Raw genomic sequence first — 18,168 nt, forward strand, 5'->3', positions numbered from 1 at the left:
CCGCTGTTCCTGCAGTCGCCGGCCATCGGCGACTGCGGGGGCGGTTGCCGTCCTGTGGTCGCTTCGTTCGAGGCGATTGCGCCTGTGTTCAGCGTTAGAGAGCGCATATGGCCATCAGTCAATTTACCTACAGCAACATTCCCCCCGAGGCTGAAGCGCTTCGCGCACAAGTGCGGGCGTTCATCCACGACACGCTGGCCGATTACCCGCCGACCTTGAGTGCCCAGTCCTGGATGGGTTTCAACGCCGAATTCAGCAAGAAGCTTGGCGCCCGGGGCTGGGTCGGCATGGCCTTGCCCAAGGCCTATGGCGGTGCCGAGGCGGGGCCCTTTGCCCGATATGTGATTATCGAAGAGTTGCTGGCTGCCGGTGCACCGGTATCGGCCCACTGGATTGCCGACCGCCAAAGCGGTCCGCTGATCAATCGTTTCGGTACCGAGCAACAAAAGCAGCATTACCTGCCGGCCATTTGCCGGGGTGAAAGCTACTTCTGCATTGGCATGAGCGAGCCCAACTCCGGCTCGGACCTGGCTTCGATCAAGAGCACTGCCGTCCGTGAGGGCGATAGCTGGCTGCTCAATGGCCAGAAGGTCTGGACCACCAATGCCCACCATTCGCAGTACATGATTGCCTTGGTACGTACCGGTGAAAAACAGGCGGCCCGTCACGAGGGCATGTCGCAATTCATTGTCGACCTGAGCCTGCCCGGCATCACCATCCGGCCTATTCGAGACCTGGCCGGTGGCGAGCATTTCAACGAAGTGTTCTTCGACAATGTGCGCTTGCCAACTGATGCCTTGATCGGCACTGAAGGCAAAGGTTGGGATCAGGTGACCGCCGAACTGGCCTTCGAGCGTAGCGGCCCTGAACGATTCCTCAGCTGCATGGCGCTGCTGAAAACCCTGATTGATGCGCTGGGCAAGACCCCCAACGCGTTACAGGCACGAGAAATCGGGCGTCTTTCGGCAAAGCTGCTGACGCTGCGCAACATGTCGTTGTCGGTCACGGCACAGCTGGCAGCGGGTGAGCACCCAGCCTGGGCGGCTTCCTGCGTGAAAGACCTCGGCAATGCCTTTGAACAGGAAATCCCCGAAGTTGCCCAGCTGCTGCTGGAAACCGAGCCACGGCAAGACGGCGGCAGCGAGCACGCCCGCGTGCTCGCCTACCTGACTCAGATGGCGCCCTCGTTCTCACTGCGTGGGGGCACTCGTGAAATTCTGCGCGGCATCATTGCCCGCGGCCTGGGGTTGCGATAATGCGCGAGATATTTGAAACGACGATTGAACGCCTGTTTGCCGATTTGGCGACGCCCGCTTACGTGATGGGTTGTGAAGGTGGGGAATGGCCGGCGGATTTATGGGCCGCGCTGGATGAGTCGGGCTTCACGTTGGCGGGTGTCAGCGAAGCGCTGGGAGGCGCTGACGCCAGTTGGGCTGATATGTACGTGCTGGTGCGTGCCGCCGGGCGTTTTTCCGTCCCTGCACCATTGGGTGAGGCCTTGCTGGCCAACTGGCTGCTGAGCAAGGCGGGCCTGGAAGGGCGGGCCGGCGCGCTGAGCATGGCTGCCCATGCCAATCTGGTGCTCGAGGGCGAGCGCGTCCATGGCACCGCCCATGCGGTACCTTGGGGACGCAACGTCGAAGAGGTCGTCGCGATCGCCAACAGTTCAACCGGTATTCCGCATGTGGTGTTGCTGTCGCGTAGCGCTGCCAACGAACTCGCGTTCAGTCTCAATGTGGCTGGCGAACCGCGCGACGACCTGGGTTTCACCGGCGCCCTGGTACTGGCGCAAGCGCCGCTGCCCGACGGGCTCGAGGCGAATGTCCTGGAGCTCGGCGGCGCGATGCTGCGCGCGGCTCAGACCGCCGGGGCACTGCATGCGCTACTGGACATGACCGCCAACTATGCCGGGGAACGCAAACAGTTCGGCAAGGCCATCGGCTCGTTCCAGGCTATCCAACAGCAACTGGCGGTATTTGCGGAACAAGCCGCCGCTGTCGGTATTGCCGCCGAGGCGGCCTTCGTGGAATCCCGTTCAGGACTCGCTGCGCTGACCATTGCCGCGGCAAAGATCAGCAGCGCAGAAGCGGCCAGCGTCGGCGCCGGCATTGCCCATTCAGTGCACGGCGCCATCGGCTTCACCGAGGAATACCCCCTGCATTTGCTCACCCGGCGGTTGTGGGCATGGCGCAGCGAATTCGGCTCGGCCAGCCTTTGGAGCCAACGCCTGGGCGTCCGGGTTTGCCAGGGTGGCAGCGAGGGGTACTGGCCGTTGCTGACAGATCATGGCCAACAATCATTAACCCGACTTGTGAGTGATCCGCGATGAGCCCGTTTCTTCAGATAGAGCGCGATGGCGGTATCGTCACTGTACGCATGAACCATCCCGAAACCCGCAACGCCCTGACGACGCCCGAGCAGATCCAGGAGTTTGTCGACCTCTGTGCCCAGCTACGCCGCGACCCGACGGTGCGGGTCATGGTGCTCACCGGTAATGGGAGCGCCTTCTGTGCCGGTGGCAATGTCAAGGATATGCATGAGCGTGGCGGCATCTTCGCTGGCTCGCCTTATGAGCTGCGCAATACCTACCGTGATGGCATTCAACGTATTCCCCTGGCGATCTACGAGCTGGATATCCCGGTGATCGCCGCGGTCAACGGCCCGGCGATTGGTGCGGGCCTGGATCTGGCGTGCATGTGCGACATCCGGCTGGCGGCGCCCAAGGCGATCTTCGCCGAGAGTTTCGTGCGCCTGGGCATTGTTCCGGGGGACGGCGGCGCCTGGCTATTGCCGCGCATCATCGGCATCCCGAAAGCCAGTCTGATGGCGTTTACCGGGGACGCTATCGATGCAGCAAAAGCGCTGGAATGGGGCCTTGTGGAACAAGTCTGTACCCATGAAACCCTGCAGTCGGAAGCGCAGGCATTGGCGCGGCGGATCGCCAGCAATCCGGGCCATGCGTTACGGCTGTGCAAGCGCCTGCTGCGCGAAGGCCAACATATGCGTCTCGACTCGCTACTGGAGTTGTCTGCTGCGTACCAGGCACTGGCCCATCACACCGAAGACCATCAGGAAGCGGTGGCCGCTTTTGTCGACAAACGCGAGCCGCAATACCAGGACCGCTGATTACTCATTGCCAACAACAAGAATCGATCTGGAGTAAGCAAGATGCGTGGCGTATTTCGAGAAGACCACAACATGTTCCGTGATCAGGCCCGCCGTTTCGTCGACCGCGAAATCGTGCCCTACCTGCATGAGTGGGAAAAGAACGGTATCGTGCCCAAGGACGTATGGCTCAAGGCCGGCGAGAACGGCTTGCTGTGTTCCACTGTGCCCGAAGAATACGGCGGCCCGGGAGGCGACTTCGGGCATTCGGCGGTGATGATCGAAGAACTGGCGCGAGCCAACGCCACCGCGGTTGGTTTTACCACTCACTCGGAAATCGTCACCCCTTACATCGTTGCCTATGGCAGCGAAGAGCAGAAGCAGCAATGGCTGCCGCGCATGGTCAGCGGTGAATTGATTGGCGTGATCGCCATGAGTGAGCCGGGTATTGGCAGCGACCTGCGATCCATGCGCACTTCAGCGCGCCGTGACGGTGATGACTACATCGTCAACGGCCAGAAGACCTTCATCACCAACGGCGGCAATGCTGGCCTGGTGGTGACCGCCACCAAGATTGATCCTGCGGCCAAAGAGCTGACCTTGATCTGCGTCGAAGAAAGCCGTGCGGGTTTTGCCAAGGGTCGTCTGCTGGAAAAGATCGGCCTGAAAGGGCAGGACACCGCCGAGCTGTTTTTCGATGAGGTACGGGTGCCGGTTGGCAATCGATTGGGCGAGGAGGGGATGGGCTTCAAGTACCTGACTCACCAACTGGCCTGGGAACGCTTGATCATTGCTATCCGCGCCGCCCAGTCGATCGACACGCTGCTGGAAGAAACCATCGGCTACACCCGTGAGCGCAAAGTCTTTGGCAAACCGGTTCTCGACTTCCAGAACACCCGCTTCAAGCTGGCGGAAGCCAAGGCCCAGGCCACCATGTTGCGGGTGTTCGTCGACGACTGCCTGGCTAAGGTGATGCGCGGCGAGTTGACGCCCGAAATCGCTGCGATGGCCAAACTGCTGGGGTCGGAAATGCAGGGCAAGCTGCTCGACGAGTTCCTGCAACTGCATGGCGGCTACGGCTTCATGAGCGAATACAAGATCAGCCGCGCCTGGGTCGACGCGCGAGTGGCCCGTATCTATGGCGGCACCTCGGAGATCATGAAAGAAATCATCGGCCGTACCCTTTGAAGCCAACCTGCATGAGACAGATAAATGAGTAACTCCCTGTACGATATTTCGCTCAAGCAGATCGATGGCAGCGCCAGCCGCCTTGGCGACTATCGGGGCAAAGTCCTGTTGGTGGTCAACGTGGCTTCCAAATGTGGCCTGACCCCGCAATACGAAGGTCTGGAAAAGCTCTACCAAAGCAAGCGTTCCCAAGGGCTGGAAGTGCTGGGTTTCCCTGCCAACGATTTCAGGGAACAGGAGCCGTATAGCGACGCGGAAATCGCTGAGTTCTGCTCAGTGAACTATGACGTTCACTTTCCCCTGTTCTCGAAAATCTCGGTTGTTGGCAGCGGGCAGCATCCTCTCTACGCCGAACTGACTGCCGCTCAACCCGAATCCACAGGCGAGGGCCCAATGCGCGAGCGTCTGAAGGGTTATGGCATCGAGTCCAGCAACACGACGGACGTGCTCTGGAACTTCGAGAAGTTTCTGATCGATCGCCGGGGTGCGGTCGTCGCTCGATTCGCTCCGGACGTTGCAGCGGATGATCCGCGGTTGCTTGCGGCAATCGAGGCGCAACTGGCCAAAGAGGCGTAACGCGGTGCAGACAGTCGATACGGTTGGCGCGCTGCGTGCGCTCGTGGCCCGCGCCCGGGGTGAAAACAAGAAAGTCGCGCTGGTGCCGACCATGGGCAATTTGCATGCCGGTCATATCGCCTTGATTCACTGTGCAAAGCAGCGAGCGGACTTCGTCGTTGCGAGCATCTTCGTCAATCCACTGCAGTTCGGGGCCAATGAGGACCTGGCCAACTATCCCCGCACGCCCGACGCTGATCGCGAAAAACTGGTCAATGCCGGCTGTGATGTGCTGTTTGCCCCTGCTGTCGAGCAGATCTATCCGGATGGCATGCTCAATCAGGCCATCGTCAGTGTGCCGAACGTTTCTGAAGGCCTTTGTGGTGCGGCACGCCCTGGTCACTTTGACGGCATGGCCACGGTCGTCGCCAAGCTGCTGAACATTGCCCAGCCAGACGTGGCGGTTTTCGGGGAAAAGGACTATCAGCAGCTGGCAGTCGTGCGCTCGATGGTCAGGGATCTCAACATGGTGACTGACGTTGTCGGTGCACCGACGATCCGGGCCGCGGACGGCTTGGCATTATCCTCGCGCAACGGCTATCTGACCGAGCATGAGCGCTCGGTAGCCCCCGTCCTCTACGCTTGTTTGAAGCAAATGGCGGCGAGTATCCAGCTCGAGAGGCGGGTGGCTGAGCGCCAGTTGATTGAATGTCATCAACGTATCAGCGACGCCGGTTTCCAGCTGGAATACTTTGAAGTCAGGAATGCCCAGGATCTGACACCACTGAAAAGCACCGAGACTCACTTTGTGATTCTGGTGGCGGCGCGTATTGGCAAAACACGGCTCATTGACAATCTGACGGTGGACCTTCGGGCATTGGAAACTTCACCTGAGGAACAACCATGAGTCTTTATCGAGCGTGCGCTGCGCTGTGCCTGTGCTTTTTCTCCCTGGTCGGCTTTGCTCAGCAAGCACCGGTGGACGCTTACAGTGCTGACACCCAACGCGCCAATGCCTTGTTGGTAAAAGCTGTTGCCGAGTACAAGGCCAAGGGCGACTCCGCCCTGGCCGAGTTCAGCCGGCAGGGGGCCTTTATCGATGGTGAACTGTACATCTACGTGGTCGATACCTCCGGTGTGATGCTCGCCAGCGGTGGACCTTCCGCTTCGCTGGTCGGCAAGCCGGTGTTCAGCGTCCTGGACGATGACCTCAAGGTGGCATTCCAGCATGCCATTGCACAGCCAGACGACGGCATTGTGCGTAGCGCCGAATATCGCTGGTGGAACTGGCAACACGCCAAGGTCGAGCGTAAACGCGTGTTCTATCAGCGCGTCAAGGATCGGTTGATCGTAGTGGGTTACTACATGCCACGGTCCTCACCCGAACAGGCCCAACAACTACTTGGGCAAATTTCGCGACAAGTTGCCAACGACGCGAAAACCACCTTCGGGCTCATTAACCAGCACGATAAACAGTTCACCGAGGATGATCTGTATGCCTTTGTGGTGGATCTCAAGACCAAGCGGTTTGTCGCGCACGGTTTTTCGCCCCGGTTGATCGGTACCGACTTCAAGTCATTGCGTTCAGTCGATGGCAAGCCGATTGGTGAGGACATCCTCAAACAGATGAGTGGTCATGAAACAGGTGAGATCGCTTATCTGTGGCGTAACCCGATTACCGGGCAAAACGAATACAAAAGAACTTTTCTGCAGCGGGTAAACGGGTTCGTCGTCGCCGTGGGTTGCTATGCAGTCAAGTGATCAAGACAGGTACGACCGGTACCCACTCTCAGGAGCGTGCGCATGACTGATTTGGTATTGCTGCATGGCGGCAACCACGGCTCCTGGTGTTGGGGGCCCTTTATTGAAGTATTAAACCAGCAGCCTGGATGCTTCGAGCGAGTGATTACCCTGGATATGCCAGGGTGCGGCACCAAGCGCGGGCGGGATATTGTGTCCCTGCGGCTCGATGATGTAGTCGAGGAGCTTAATGAGGACCTGCGTGCACTCGGCGTGAACCAGGCCGTTCTGCTTGGGCATTCGATCGCGGGAGCCCTGCTGCCGATAATGGTGCTGGCCGCTCCACAACTGTATTCGCGGTTGGTGTACCTGGCTTGCGCATTGCCCAGTGAAGGCCAATCAATTCTGCAGCTTCTTGGCACCAGGCTGCATGGCGAAAGTCCGGACCATGTCGGCTGGCCGCTGGATCCTGCGCAAACCACCCCTCAGGCGCTGGCCGTGGCGATGTTCGGCCAGGATTTGAGTGAGCAAACCCTGGGTTGGTTGTTAAGTGAAGCGAGCCAGGACACGACGCCACTCTGTGTGGCGACAGACGCCATCAGCCGCGTGGGATATCCGGGGATCATTGCGGCGAGTTACATCATCACCCTGCGCGACAACATCCTGCCCGTCGACTGGCAGCGGCGGTTTGCGCAACGTGCCGACGCAGATGTGGTTATCGAGATCGATACCGCGCATGAGCCGTTCGTATCACACCCGCAGTTGCTTGCGGATGTCGTACGGGGCCTGGAGCGGCATGGGTGATGGGCGACATCGGCGTTTTATGCCGTAGTAATGGCAAGGCTATCGGCAGCCACTGGTTGATCCTATCCATTATCTGCTTCAACTTTATCTCCTACGCCTGCAGTGGCTTGCCGCTTGCAGTGTTGCCGGGCTATGTCCTCAATGACCTGGGCCTGACCTCGGTTTTTGCCGGCATGGTGATTAGCTCGCAGTACCTGGCAACGCTCCTGGCTCGTCCGTTGGCCGGTGGCGTGGCTGACCGCCTGGGTGCCAAATACGCGGTGGTGTGTGGGCTCAGTGGCTTGATGTTGAGCGGTACCCTGACCGCGCTTGCGATCATCTTACCCACCCAACCGTGGTTGGCCCTGACGCTCATACTGCTGGGCAGGCTGGTGTTGGGGGCGTCCACGGCCATGATCTCCACGCCGTGTTGCACCTGGGCCATCGGATTATGTGGTGCGCCTCGGGCAGCACAGGTCATGTCGTGGAACGGAATAGCGGCTTACGGTGGAACGGCAGTTGGTGCGCCGCTGGGCGTGCTGCTTCGTAATTCGTTGGGTATCGCCAGTGTCGGGCTGTGCACGGTGTTGCTAGGCCTGATATTCCTGATTTTGGCGCTGGGCAAGCGCCCGGCGCCTTTGATCACAGGCGCCCGATTGGCATTCTATCGAGTTCTCTTCGCGGTCATGCCCAATGGCCTGGTCCTGGTGTGCAGTTCGGTGGGGTTTGGCGGGCTGACGGCATTCGTTGCACTGTATTTCGACAGCCAGGGCTGGGACTACGCCGCTTATTGTTTGAGTGGGTTTGGGGCTGGTTTTATCGTTGCCCGCTTGTCGTCGCCGGGAATACTGCAGCGATACAGGGGCTACACGGTGGTGGGCGGCTGCCTGCTTGTACAGACATTGGGCATGCTGTTGATATGGATTGCACCCTCTCCTGCACTGGCAATTGCTGGCGGTGCGCTGACCGGGATAGGGGTGTCATGGGTCTATCCGGGGTTAGGGATGGAAACACTGGCCAGCACTCCGGCGGCCAACCGTAATTCGGCGCTCAGTGCACTTTCTTTATTCTTTGATATCGCAGTGGGGCTGGCCGGCCCGGTGATGGGCCTGGTTGCTTCTGGCCTAGGCTATGCGGCGATATTTTTCTGTGCCGCGTTGATGTCGATGGGTGGGTTTGTTGCGGTGCTCTATTTGTGTAGGAATAAAAGGTAGGAGCGATAAGAGGTGCTGTTGGTACGGATATCCGGCCCATGGCACAGCGGCGGTACCCGACAGCTGTAAAAAACGTCTACCAAAGCGCCCAGTTGCAAGACCCACTAAATAATGGCTTGCCGCTGGAGGGTAGTTACGGTGACTTTTCCGTTACCGATTCCGAAAATCGGCATGAGATCATCTGGGGTCGTCCAGCTTTCGCGATGGGCGTTGACTGGGCGGCGAGGCGTCTCCCGAGGGGGGAGCGGATTGGCGCAGTGATCCGCATCGACCCCGTCCACCTCAACGCTGAGCCCATGGACATGAGCACTGATACTGCGGTGGCGCGGATCGTGGCGGTCTTCGGTGCGGCGATGCCGCCGTTTATTACCGGTCGGTTTAGCAGGAGGAAAATCTCTCAATTCTGCGTTGCACCGACGTGCCCAACAATCAAAATGCGTACCCTTCAGCAACCTGTATTAGTAACTGCTCAACCTGGTGAGTGCCTTGTTTGGTTGAGAGCATTGCTATTGGGCTTTTCCCGGAAAAATGATCCTTAGGCTTCGAGAGCCACGAATTGGCTTTCTCTCTGCTGCCAAAAAGTACTTCTGCCATAGCGGCGATGTAGGCATGTCGAAATAATTGGTCGCTCTCATCCACCGTAAGTCTCTGACCGAGCGTCAATCTGGAGTTGAGTGTCTTGTAAGGGATGATCTGGTCGCGTTGTTGCGGGGGGATTTTGCCCAGCTCGCAAAAAATGTTGATCCGAACGGCTGAAAAGCCTGTATTAATCATCTCATGGATGTCTGCGTCTGAGGCGTCGATGGGGACATTGAGAAATTCTGACAATCGGTTCCGGAAGGCACGATAAAAATCCTCGTTCAGCACTTCGGCAAGCATGGCGCACCTTAATGGTTGGATCTTTGCCACTTAGTATCTGGCACATCCGTATTGCATGAAAGCCGAAAATTTTTACAGCCGTTGCCTAATGGGGGGCATTTCGAACCGGAGGGGGCAGGGAAGAGCCCAATCACTAGGGCGTTCGGTCGGAAACTATCCGATAGGGATAGCTAAATTCATGTCGACGCATGCTTATTGGTTCAGTCGCTTTCCTACCGATCAGAAGCCAATTCGTGGAGAGACAGCGCTTCAGGCAAGAGAAATTGAGGCTCGCATTCCAATACGCTGGCTATGCGATATAGCTTTTCTACGGTGATGCTGACTTCACCGCGCTCAATACGCCCCATATAGCTACGGTCGAGGCCACAAGACAGCGCTAAAGCATCTTGAGAAAACCCTTTGGCCTTCCTTTGTATCCGTATTTTTTGACCCAACGCCTTTGCAAGCTGCTGCATAACCGCCTCGGTTCCCACTGAGGCGGCACTATCGTGCGTTTGCGGATGAATCAGCCACGGATTATAATCCGCATTTTTGCCCGTTCCGCGAATTTCCCTCCCAGGTGCCTGCATGAAACCCGATTCATTCATCCTCGATAGGCGGCTCTACGACCTATTTCAGCAGGGGCATCTACGCCAGTTTACGACTCAGGATCTACGTGACGCTTACGCTACTTACCTGACGGGCAATGCTTTCAATAGCAGCGATCTGCGCAGGTATGTCTATGAGCAAATCCGGCGCTTGCTGCGTACCGGATGGGTCATTCAGGATGAAAAGCGACAAAAGCGGGGTCAGATCTATCACTGGCAGAGTATTCCGGCGAACTTGCAGGTGGAGCTCATCGATAATGGGTACGAAAGCAGTGTTAAGCCGCTGAATAAACCGTCTCATCAACCCTTACAAAGCATTGATCCAGAGAAGCCAGGCCCAGATGTGATTGAGCACCTTGAATCCATTCTCAAAGAGATTCGGCTCGATTTCCTTTCTTCGATGGGAGAGGCGGAGCGCTATAAGCAGTTGCTCGACGAAATGCCGCATCTGAAAGACCAAGTCGAAGGCGAGTATCTGGAGGCACGAGACCGAAGCTCTCGCCTTCTAGGGCATCTCCGAGCGGTCGAAAAGACGCTCAAGACAGTCATGTCCGCACTATGAAATCATCCCCGAGAAAATGGCAGAGCCAATGCATTGAAATTGCGTTGGAACACTACACCTCGACGCCGCACTTCTTCTGTCAAGCCACTCCAGGGGCCGGGAAGACACGAATGGCCGCAGAGCTGGCTCGACATCTGTTGGAGCAGGGTAAGATTGATCTCGTACTCTGTTTTGCTCCCTCATGCCAAGTCGTCGACGGTTTTCGCTCGACGTTCTCTGCTGTATTGGGGAGGCGCCTGGATGGACTTATCGGTGCCATTGGAGCCGCAAGTACCTATCAAGCCATGGAGCATCAGGATGAAGCCTTCTGGAGACTTTTCGATGACTACCGCGTGTTTGCAGTATTCGATGAGATCCATCACTGCTCCGGACACGATCCGCTTTTGAGCAACGCTTGGGGCCAACAGATTTTATTGAAAATGCAGGATCGTGCTGCTTTTACCTTGGCTCTATCGGGTACACCCTGGCGCTCTGATGACAGAGGCATTGCTCTGGCTCGTTACTCCAACCCGGAAGGCCGATTGATTTGCGACTATCGCTACGGCCTCAAAGAAGCCATTTTTGATGGGGTTTGTCGGTCACCTCGTATTGTCCTGCTAGATAACCAGATGCTGAGGCTCAAAGAAGATTCTGCGAATGATAGTACCGTCAAGATTTTCCCCAGCATCGCTAAGCTACTGCGTGAGTCTCCGGTCTCATATGAAGACCTGATTTGTCATGAGGAACCGCTCAGCCAGTTGCTTGACCTGGGGAGCAAGAAACTCGATGAAGTGCGAACGCTTAAACCGAATGCCGCGGGCTTGGTTGTTGCCACCAATATCGAACATGCACACCAAGTCGCTATGGCGATGAAGGACAAGGGTGAAAGCTTCCAGGTCGTGACCACCAAAACCCCGGACGCGCAACAGGTAATCAACAGGTTCAAAAATAGCGACTGCCGTTGGATTGTTGCGGTGGGGATGATCAGCGAGGGAACGGATATCCCTCGGCTCCAGGTATGCTGCTATCTCAGTCGAATTCGTACTGAGCTGCATTACCGTCAGGTCCTGGGAAGAGTCCTTCGTCGTATGGGCGAGATTGACGATCAAGCATGGTTCTTCGTCTTGGCGGAGCCCACACTGAAGCGATTCTCTCAGCGTATCGCCGATGATCTGCCGGAAGATTTGGCTGTTGTGTGCTCAGTAGGTACGCCTGCACCTCAGGCTTGTTCAATCGAAGGTGAGTTGGATTCTTCCGTGAACGCTCGCCCAGAGGACCAGGGAGGCACAACACCTACCGTTATAGCGCAGAAATTTCTATCGCAGGTCGATTTGCCCTCTGCATCGAATTATCAAATAAGCTTTTCGAAGAATTATCGCCAGCAACTGCTGGCCGTTTTCTGATGTGCATTTTGTCCATCACAAGGCCATATCAGTGCTGGTTCAGCGGGACCAAAGGTCCGCCTGTGTTGGAGCCCTGTGATCCATCTCTCCGCTGAACCCAGCCAACTGCCGCCCTTCTTTAGCACTGATGGAGGAGGGAGGTAGCTTGTTGTGATCGGCGCGACAGCAAACCATTTTGCTCATCGAGAGCGTGGGGGCGGTAATGAAAGGTAAGCGCAAAGCGAAAACATCGAAATGGGCCATGAAATGTCAATTTGAAACTGAGGCTCAGCGGTCAATGTTCGCTAGGTCCGAAAAAGCGTCAAATCGTTTTTTTGATGCCGCGCTGCATTTGGGTTCAGCCCACGAGCCGCTGGGCAGGCTAGCCGGGGCGCCATCCAACCCCCACTCAAAAAGTCCAGACCTGCCAGCGCTGCTTTCCTCCGTCATCAACATAGTTTGCAAGGCGGGCCAGCTTCTCGAAACAGAATGGCAGCGAGCAGACGGGCCAAGGGGGCAGGGGGACAAGGCAGTAGTCTATGTCGAAATTGAACAGCTTCTACGCAAACAGTTGCTTAACCTATTTTTCTCCGACTTCTGGGGGGAGGAGACTGGCCATACCCTGACAGGAGATTCATGGTGCTGGGTTGTTGATCCCAACGATGGCACAAACGATTTTCTGAGAGGGCTGAAAGGTTCAGCTATATCAGTCGGACTTCTACACAGGCACACCCCAGTGTTAGGTGTCGTCTATGCACCGTAACGATAGAAGGGATTGCAGATTGCATCGCTTGGGCTGAAGGATTGTCCAATTTGCTACGCAATGGGAAATCCGTAGCTTCCAAGCTTCCGGACGAGATTTGGTCGAGCGGTAGCCGCGTGATGCTCAGTTCAGCTGCCGTAAATAAGGCAGAAATAAATCATGAACTCTGCGCTCCAAGCAGTTTTGTCGCCATGCCCTCGATTGCCTACAGGCTTGCAAAAGTAGCCGCTGGTGATGGCGTGTGCGGTGTATCTGTCTGCCCAGTGTCTGCACATGACGTCGTTGCGGGGCATGCCCTACTTAGGGGAGCGGGCGGCGTTCTACTCAATGAAAATGGCGATACAATACAGTACGTAACGCAGGACAGCATGCAAGCAGTATCACTCCGCTGCTTTGGCGGATTGGAAGCTGTATGCCGGACATTGGCTGCCCGTGATTGGGGTCGCATTTTCACCGATGTTTAATGTTCCTGGAAAATTAGACTGCCATGTGAACCATTCCAAGTAGCCAATAAACACCGCATTTAATGGCTTCGAACATTCAAGAGGTGCGCTGGCAATGTATCAAACCTTCAGCAAGAGTAAGGCTCGTCGTCGCTTGCGCCGACTCCTTGCGCTGGTCAGTCAAGGCCACAATTTTGTGATCACCAAGCATGGCAAAGCGGCTTGCTTGTAGCGGAAACAAGGGAAGGGAGTGCTGTGCCCCCCCCCCGGGGGGCTGACGGCTATCGGGAATGGGATCATGCCCCTCTGATCTATCCGTGTCTAATGCCTGACACCTCATCCGTTGCTGGAAGCAGTAGCTTGCCGGGCTCGAACAAAAGAATGTCCTGCGGTCGACAGCCTCCAATGTACCCATTGCTGGAAGCGAACCAAAATGCAATTCCCCAACCATCTTTTTTCGTTCTTAACAGGTCGAGTATCGCTTTCAGGCCAGGTACCGGTCCGTGCTCAATGCCGTCCTGGAAGGCATACATTGGAAACAATGAACAGCCTGCGTGCTCAATTGAAAAAATGTGTCCTCTGGCTCTCCACTCCTTTAAGGTCGTAATTAGCGTCATAGGGGGTAGCCCGAGTTTCTGAGCAATTTGGTCCGGAGGGAGAAAGTCACCACTGTCGAGGATGGATTTTTTCGCCTGTTCTAGCATTTGCTGCTCACGCAAGGCGGGTATCCCGATGCGCGACCATAGTAGGATCCATTGAGTAAAAAACGCGATGCATCATCTTACAATGGATGGTCGATACCAGCTCTAGCCGGATAGTAAATGAACGTCAATGATAGGCTTCTACGGACCGGTTGGCCTGTGGAGCCTCCAACCGCCGTTCCTCACCTAAGTCTTTGCTTCTGTTCACTAATTCTCCAGAATCGCGTCCCTGTTACGGCAAGGGCGCTGCCTGTCGGGTATTCCGACGTGTCCGGTATCAGCGAGGGAACTGATATCCCTCGGCTCCAGGTATGCTGCTTTCTCAGTCGAATTCGCACTGAGCTACATTGCCGTCAGGTCCTGGGACGAGTCCTTCGTCGTATGGGCGAGATTGACGATCAAGCCTGGTTGTTCGTTTTGGCGAAGCCAATACTAAAGCGATTCTCACAGCATATCGCCGATGACTTGCCGGAACACTTGGCTGTCGTGTGCGCTGTAGGTGCACCTGCACCTGAGGTTTGTTCGACAGACGGTGAGTTGGATAACTCGATCCACTGTGAGCTGAAAGAGGCATTCAGCTCAGTCCCGCAGCATGTATTACCAGTGGGCGATCTGGCCTCTGCATCGACTTATCAACTAAGGTTTTCGAAAGTTATCGCCAGCAGCTGCTACCCGTTTTCTGATGTGTTGTTTACTACTACCAAGCCTTAAAGTCTTGGCCCAGTGACCGAGAAGATCGGCTATCCAGCAGATACGCTTCCGATCAACGTTTACGTCCAAATCGTTTATGCGAGAAAACCACCCGGGCCGATTGGTTCGGGTGGTTTTTTCCATTTTTCGCAATGATTAATTCGCTAAGGCATTCCCATGTCAAGTCATTGTGACAACGTGTCAATGCATCGTGACAAATGGGGGCCCTGCTCAAGTTGCTGGACAAGAACGACCCCGGCAACCAGTACGGCGTGCCATACATGTACGGCACCGTATTGATCGGCTTCAACCCGGCCAAGGTCAAGGCCGCGCTGGGCGAGAATGCGCCGGTGGACAGCTGGGACCTGGTGTTCAAGCCCGAGAACATGGAGAAGCTCAAGGCCTGTGGTGTCGCCATGCTCGACTCGCCTTCCGAGATACTGCCGTTGGCCCTGCATTACCTGGGGCTGGACCCGAACAGCCAGAACCCCGATGACTACGAAAAAGCCAAGGCGCTGATGCTGAAGATTCGCCCTTATGTCACCTACTTCAACTCGGCCAAATACATGACCGATATCGCCAACGGTGATATCTGCGTGGCCATCGGCTACTCCGGCAGCTTCTACCAGTTCGGCAATCGCGCCAAGGAAGCGGGCAATGGGGTGGTGGTCGATTGGCGTTTGCCGAAGGAGGGCGCGCCGATCTGGTTCGACACCTTTGCCATTCCGAAAAGCGCGAAGAATGTCGAGGAAGCCCACGAATTCCTCAACACCTTGCTCGACCCGACAGTCATCGCACCGATCAGCGACTTCCTCGGTTACCCGAATGCCAACACGGACTCGTTGCCTCTGATCAACAAGGAAATCACCGGCAACCCGAATCTCACGCCGACACCCGAGGCCCTGAAAACCCTGTACGTGGTGCAGCCGTTGCCGCAGAAGCTGGAACGGGTGCGGACCCGGGTCTGGACCTCCATCAAGTCGGATAAATAACCCTCGAACCCATCGGATCCCCCTGTGGGAGCGGGCTTACTCGCGAAAGCGGTGGATCAGTCGATATCATCGTTGGCTGACACTCCGCCTTCGCGAGCAAGCCCGCTCCCACAGGGGCTGTGTTGAACCTGGTGTTCAGTGTCAGAACGCCGGCGTGTACTTCACGCTGAACATCAGGTTACGCGGTTCGCCGAAATTGTTGTTGCCACTGAGCTGGTTGTACGCCGCCGTGTAGTAGTGCTTGTCGAACAGATTGTTGGCGTTCACCGCCAGGCCGATCTCCGGCGTCAGCTGGTAGCCGGCGCGTGCGCTCCAGACGGTGTAACCCGGCACGTCATAGGTGTGTTCATAGCCAAGGGTATGGCTTTGGGTGGTGAAGCCCAGGCCCGTGCTGACACGATTCCAGTCGCCGCTGAACTGGTAATCGCTCCACACCCGCAGCATGTGCTTGGGCGTCCAGGTGCTGAAGACCTTGCCTTCGTTTTCCGGGTCGTCGAGGAACTTGGTGGTGTTGTAGGTATAACCGGCAAACAGTTGCAGGCCGGTGAGCACTTCGCCGCTGATTTCCGCGTCGAGCCCCTGGCTGCGCACTTTGCCCGCGGCAATCGAGCAGTACCAGCCGTCGCAGGCGAAGCCCGAGGCCAGGTCGTTAAGCGCTCGGTTCTCCTGGTCGTAACGGAACAGCGCCAGGGAGGTGTTGACCCGGCCGTCCATCAGCTCGCCCTTGAGGCCGACTTCGTAGTTGCTGCCGATCACCGGCTTGAGCATCTTGCCGCTGGCGTCGCGCAGTGCCTGGGGTTCGAACACGTCGGTGTAGCTGGCGTACACCGCCCATTCGCGGTTCAGGTCATAGATGATGCCGGCGTAGGGCGTGACTTCCCCGGTTTCGTTGGCGGTGCTTTCCGGGTCGGCGTTGACCACGTCGCTGAATGCGAGCTGGCTCCATGACTTGTAGCTGTAGTCGTACCAGCTGACCCGCGAGCCGAGCACCAGGGTCAATGGTTCGATCGGCTTGACCCGCCAGCTGCCGTACAGGCCTTTTTGCCGAATGTCGTATTTGCTCGGCGTTGCCCGGCCGCCGGGGGTATTGAGTATCCCGTCGTAGCTGATTTCCGGGCGGTCGTGGTCGATGCCGAAGATGGTGTCGGTGCTGTTATTGAAGGTTCGGGCGAACTTGTCGTCGGACGTGTACTTGGAGTAGTTACCGCCGATCATGACTTCGTGCTGCATGGACAAGGCGTCGAAGTGGCCGATGAGGTTCATGTCCAGGCCGAGCTTGGTGGCGTCGAAATCGGTCACGAAGTCGGCGTACTGCACGCCGCTGCCATCGGCGTTGAGGCCATCGCCGCTGCTTTGCAGCCGCTGGTTTTTCGACTTGTTGTTTTCCGTCATGCGCACGGCGCCGACCTTGAAGGCCCAGTCATCGTTGAAACGGTGTTCAAGATCGGTGTAGACGGTGGTGACGTCGATGTCCGAATGGTTCCAGCGCGCGCCAGTGTACGTGGAACGCGATACATCGATAGGGTCGCCGTTGGCATATCGCGGCAGGCCGCGGATCATCGGTCGCGACTCGCCATCGGAATAGCTGACCGCCATGCCCAGGGTGGTGTCCTCGCGCAGGTCGATGTCCAGTGCACCGTACAGCGAGTGGGTCTTGCTCCATTCGTAGTCGATGAACGAATCGCTCTGGTCCTCGTCGGCCACGAAGCGGCCGCGCACCGTGCCGGTCTGGTTCAGGGGGCCGCCGGCATCCAGTTGCAGGCCGTAGTGATCCCAGGAACCGGCCTTGCCGGTGACCGTCACGGTCGGGGCGTACTGGCCGCGCTTGCGCACCAGGTTGATCGCGCCGCCGGGGCTGCCGGTGCCCTGCAGCAGGCCGGAGGCGCCGCGCAGCACTTCCATGCGATCGAAGAAGATCAGGTCCTGGGTGGCCCAGTTACCCAAGGCGTAGGTGTTGCGCGGGATCGGTACACCGTCGTATTGCCAGTCATCGATCTGGAAACCGCGTGAAGTCACGATCATGCCTTTGCCTACGCCCTGAAGGCCGACCAGGCCGGTCGTCTGGTTTACCGCGTCCTTGAGGTCGACCAGGTTCTGATCGTCCATTTGCTTGCGGGTCATGACGGTGACCGACTGCGGGATTTCCTTGAGGGTGTGGGTGCCCTTGCCGATGGTCACCGCCCGGGCGGCGTAGGAGCCCGAGCCTTCGGTGGTGGCGTCGTTGCTGTTTTCGATGATATTGGTCGCGCCCAATTGCAGCGTAGCGCTGTCGGTGGTGGCTGGCTCGACGCTGAAGTTGCCCTGGGCGGTCACCCGCAGTTGCAGGCCGCTGCCTGTCAACGCCCGCTGCATGGCTTCTTCAGCTGACATCTGGCCCTTCACCGCCGGTGCTTGCTTGCCCTGCACGAGCGCCGGCTCCAGCGAGATGATCTGTCCGCTCTGGCTGGCAATGGCATTGAGGGTACTGGCGAGCGGGCCGGAGGGCAGATCGAAGGGCAGGGTTTGCGCCTGCGTCTGCGCCTGCACCTGTGACAGGCCAGGGCCTGCCAGGGTGGCCAGGGCAACGGCGACGGAAAGCGAGTGGGACCACGGGTTGAACACAGCA

General features: G+C 57.5%; 15 protein-coding genes and 3 pseudogenes. 14 read left to right on the forward strand and 4 right to left on the reverse strand.

Translation table 11 applies throughout. From position 1 onward, the window contains the following. Positions 1–107 precede the first annotated feature (107 nt). The 9 genes from DKB71_RS13825 to DKB71_RS13865 are packed head-to-tail and all read left to right on the forward strand — an operon-like array spanning position 108 to position 8,585. Complete coding sequence (locus tag DKB71_RS13825) at positions 108–1,256, forward strand: acyl-CoA dehydrogenase family protein (protein ID WP_408600742.1); 1,149 nt, start codon at positions 108–110, stop codon at positions 1,254–1,256. Then, positions 1,256–2,329 carry an acyl-CoA dehydrogenase family protein gene (locus tag DKB71_RS13830; RefSeq protein ID WP_408600743.1) on the forward strand — a complete coding sequence of 358 codons (1,074 nt, stop codon included), beginning with the start codon at positions 1,256–1,258 and terminating at the stop codon, positions 2,327–2,329. Before DKB71_RS13825 ends, DKB71_RS13830 begins: the two co-directional genes overlap by 1 nt. Then, the gene (locus DKB71_RS13835; protein WP_408600744.1) at positions 2,326–3,126 is read left to right on the forward strand and encodes a crotonase/enoyl-CoA hydratase family protein; all 801 of its coding nucleotides are present in this window, start codon (positions 2,326–2,328) and stop codon (positions 3,124–3,126) included. The genes DKB71_RS13830 and DKB71_RS13835 overlap by 4 nt, the downstream gene beginning before the upstream one ends. Positions 3,127–3,168: 42 nt before the next feature. Next, on the forward strand, positions 3,169–4,293 hold the full coding sequence (locus tag DKB71_RS13840; RefSeq protein WP_408600745.1) for an acyl-CoA dehydrogenase family protein: 1,125 nt from the start codon (positions 3,169–3,171) through the stop codon (positions 4,291–4,293). 24 nt (positions 4,294–4,317) lie between these two features. Then, positions 4,318–4,869, forward strand: a complete 552-nt coding sequence (locus tag DKB71_RS13845; protein WP_408600746.1) for a glutathione peroxidase — start codon at positions 4,318–4,320, stop codon at positions 4,867–4,869. A 4-nt stretch (positions 4,870–4,873) separates the two neighbouring features. Beyond that, a complete protein-coding gene (panC, locus tag DKB71_RS13850; RefSeq protein ID WP_408600747.1) occupies positions 4,874–5,755 on the forward strand; it encodes a pantoate--beta-alanine ligase in 882 nt (293 codons plus the stop codon). Next, a complete protein-coding gene (locus DKB71_RS13855) occupies positions 5,752–6,609 on the forward strand; it encodes a cache domain-containing protein (protein ID WP_408600748.1) in 858 nt (285 codons plus the stop codon). Before panC ends, DKB71_RS13855 begins: the two co-directional genes overlap by 4 nt. A gap of 42 nt (positions 6,610–6,651) precedes the next feature. Continuing rightward, positions 6,652–7,392 (forward strand): alpha/beta fold hydrolase, encoded by a 741-nt coding sequence (locus tag DKB71_RS13860; RefSeq protein ID WP_408600749.1) that lies wholly within the window; start codon positions 6,652–6,654, stop codon positions 7,390–7,392. After that, positions 7,392–8,585 (forward strand): MFS transporter, encoded by a 1,194-nt coding sequence (locus DKB71_RS13865; RefSeq protein ID WP_408600750.1) that lies wholly within the window; start codon positions 7,392–7,394, stop codon positions 8,583–8,585. Before DKB71_RS13860 ends, DKB71_RS13865 begins: the two co-directional genes overlap by 1 nt. Before the next feature lie 429 nt (positions 8,586–9,014). Here the strand turns inward: DKB71_RS13865 and DKB71_RS13870 are convergent, their stop codons facing one another. Further along, on the reverse strand, positions 9,015–9,464 hold the full coding sequence (locus tag DKB71_RS13870; protein WP_408600751.1) for an antitoxin Xre/MbcA/ParS toxin-binding domain-containing protein: 450 nt from the start codon (positions 9,462–9,464) through the stop codon (positions 9,015–9,017). Positions 9,465–9,676: 212 nt separating this feature from the next. Beyond that, positions 9,677–9,919 carry a helix-turn-helix domain-containing protein gene (locus tag DKB71_RS13875; RefSeq protein ID WP_408601097.1) on the reverse strand — a complete coding sequence of 81 codons (243 nt, stop codon included), beginning with the start codon at positions 9,917–9,919 and terminating at the stop codon, positions 9,677–9,679. A 112-nt stretch (positions 9,920–10,031) separates the two neighbouring features. Between DKB71_RS13875 and DKB71_RS13880 the strand changes: the two genes are divergently transcribed. The 3 genes and pseudogenes from DKB71_RS13880 (at position 10,032) to DKB71_RS13890 (ending at position 13,201) form a co-directional block, all read left to right on the forward strand. Beyond that, complete coding sequence (locus DKB71_RS13880) at positions 10,032–10,613, forward strand: hypothetical protein (protein WP_408600752.1); 582 nt, start codon at positions 10,032–10,034, stop codon at positions 10,611–10,613. Continuing rightward, positions 10,610–11,995, forward strand: a complete 1,386-nt coding sequence (locus tag DKB71_RS13885; protein WP_408600753.1) for a DEAD/DEAH box helicase — start codon at positions 10,610–10,612, stop codon at positions 11,993–11,995. Before DKB71_RS13880 ends, DKB71_RS13885 begins: the two co-directional genes overlap by 4 nt. Positions 11,996–12,197: 202 nt before the next feature. Next, positions 12,198–13,201: pseudogene (locus DKB71_RS13890) on the forward strand (inositol monophosphatase family protein). 290 nt (positions 13,202–13,491) lie between these two features. On the opposite strand, the gene DKB71_RS13895 reads toward DKB71_RS13890, so the two are convergent. Continuing rightward, on the reverse strand, positions 13,492–13,899 hold the full coding sequence (locus tag DKB71_RS13895; protein ID WP_408600754.1) for a hypothetical protein: 408 nt from the start codon (positions 13,897–13,899) through the stop codon (positions 13,492–13,494). Between the two features lie 249 nt (positions 13,900–14,148). On the opposite strand from DKB71_RS13895, the pseudogene DKB71_RS13900 reads away from it, so the two are divergent. Further along, a pseudogene (locus DKB71_RS13900) lies at positions 14,149–14,374 on the forward strand (diguanylate cyclase); the annotation flags it as partial. 421 nt (positions 14,375–14,795) lie between these two features. Then, positions 14,796–15,563: pseudogene (locus DKB71_RS13905) on the forward strand (extracellular solute-binding protein); the annotation flags it as partial. Between the two features lie 141 nt (positions 15,564–15,704). On the opposite strand, the gene DKB71_RS13910 reads toward DKB71_RS13905, so the two are convergent. Continuing rightward, positions 15,705–18,164 (reverse strand): TonB-dependent siderophore receptor, encoded by a 2,460-nt coding sequence (locus DKB71_RS13910; RefSeq protein WP_408600755.1) that lies wholly within the window; start codon positions 18,162–18,164, stop codon positions 15,705–15,707. Positions 18,165–18,168 lie beyond the last annotated feature (4 nt).

It is taken from the genome of Pseudomonas sp. PLMAX (genome assembly GCF_046042685.1).
GTDB lineage: Bacteria > Pseudomonadota > Gammaproteobacteria > Pseudomonadales > Pseudomonadaceae > Aquipseudomonas > Aquipseudomonas putida_AE.